The sequence below is a fragment of the Intestinimonas sp. RTP31139st1_F5_RTP31139_211217 genome (assembly GCF_040226735.1).
GTDB lineage: Bacteria > Bacillota > Clostridia > Oscillospirales > Oscillospiraceae > Intestinimonas > Intestinimonas butyriciproducens.
In genome coordinates this window covers 122-2006 of sequence record NZ_JBCOAQ010000086.1, presented here as the reverse complement: position 1 = coordinate 2006, position 1885 = coordinate 122, and the positions used below count along the sequence as shown (strand labels likewise).

The window sequence follows — 1885 nt, the reverse complement described above, 5'->3', positions numbered from 1 at the left end:
GCCCTGGTGGGTGTGGGGGTGGTTTCCGGTGCAGGGATCTGGGAGGGGGATGGGGTCTCCGACGCCGTTGTCCCCCCTCCGCCGCCATAGCCTGGGGTCACCTCCACCGGATACCAGCCATAGCCGTCCAGATAGATCTCCGCCCAAGCGTGTGCAGAGGAATCCGGTACATCCACCCGCCCGGAGGGGGGCACCACCGCCGCAAAGCCGCTGACATACCGGGCCGGAATGCCCACGGTCCGCAGCAGGAGCACGGCGGCACTGGCATAGTGCATGCAGTAGCCCCGGCGGCTCCCGTTGAGGAAATAGGTCACAAAGTCCTCACCCTCCGGCGTAAGAGGGGTGGCCGGATCGTACCGGGTGACAGCGGCCAGCAGCAGGGATATGACCTCAGCGGTGTAGATATTGCCCTCATAGGCGGCCCCGAAGTCCCGGCGCGGCTCCCGGACCATGAGGGGCCCCGCCGCCTGGATCGCCTCCTCGATCCAGGCGAAGGCGGTCTCCTGAAAGCCCTCCGGGAGGGTCAAATAGTTTTCATGCACGAATTCCCGGTAGACCCGCTCGGCCCGGGCCGCTTCGCCCCGCAGGCCCGGCATATCGGCGCGGGGCCCGGCCTCCGGCCTGTAGTAGAGCGTATGCCGCCAGGTGCCCAGCTCCTTGGCGACGTAGGAGTCGCCGACAAAGGCGCCCCCCGAGATCTCCCCCGGCCGGGTGAGCAGGCTGTAGGGAAAATAGAGACACCCTCCGGAAGCACCGGCGCTCTCCACCGTCACCGCGTGATAGGGCTGGTCCGAGTTGGCCAGGGCCGGGAAATTGAGAGGCTCGTAGCCGCCCGGCAGTTCGCCCATCGCCTCGTAAAGGCTCTCATCCAGACTCTCCCAGGCCGTGCCGGTGTAGACACCCGCGGAGTGGCCCCGCAGATAGACGCGCCCCGCCACATCGGTCTCCACCCGCAGCACTGTGCGTCCGGAAAAGGACAGCGGCCCGGCGCCGGCTAGGTCCACCTCGGCCTCCGAACCTGCGGAGGAGTAGCCGCCAGAAAACAGGTTCGGCATACCCGGCAGCCGGAGCGCCTCCAACAGCCGGTACCGGGCCTCCATGGTCCGCTGGGGATAGGTATACTGCTCCATAGGCAGCGTCGCCGTGAGCAGCCCCAGCAGGAGCGCCGAGGCGGGCAGCGCCAGCAGGGTGAATCGGGCACCGCCCTTCGGGTCGCTGTGGGCGTACAGCTCGGAGAGGAACATGGTACAGCAGCAGGTGAGCAGGGCCAGAAAGGGGGGCCAATCCGGCAGGCGGTTGGCGGCAAAGGCGGGTATCAAAAGAGGGAGCGTGAGCAGCCCCACCGGCCAGCAGCGTCTCCGCCGCACCACTGCCCAGCCCAGCAGCAGCGCCCAAAGGGCCGCGGCGCAGAGCAGCCACAGGGTGACGGCCCGCTCCGCTTCCGGCCCTCCGGATATCCCGCCCGCTGTCTCCGCGCCCACAGCCAGGATGCGGTCCAGAAGCCATACTCTTCCGCCCACCGATTCCACCGCCTGTGTGGCCGCTGTGCACCATCCCAACCGGAGATCATCCCACAGCCGCCACACCGCCAGCAGCCAGCAGACGCCCAGGACCAGCGGCGGCAGCACGCTGTGCCGGGGCACAGACCAGACCGCCAGGGAGAGGAGCACCAACAGCAGACATCCGGCCAGGAGTATGCCCCACTGTCCGCCCAGGCCATAGGCCGTGGTCCAGGAGAGCACCGTACCGGCCAGGCCCAGGTACAGGAGAAGGCCGTCGCCCAGCAGGAAAATGGGGCCCGGAGCACGCGGCGCGTCTGTGCGCCGCCTGTGTCTGCTCATGGCATTCCCTCCCTTCCGGGCTCCAGGTGGAGCCTGTGCATGCC

The 1885-nt window shown here is 68.4% G+C and carries 1 protein-coding gene; it reads right to left on the bottom strand.

The annotated features are described in order from the left end of the window. Positions 1-1841: transglutaminase-like domain-containing protein (locus tag ABUA09_RS18195; RefSeq protein ID WP_349949623.1), on the bottom strand; the 1841-nt coding region annotated here is incomplete at its 3' end. Between the last annotated feature and the right edge of the window lie 44 nt (positions 1842-1885).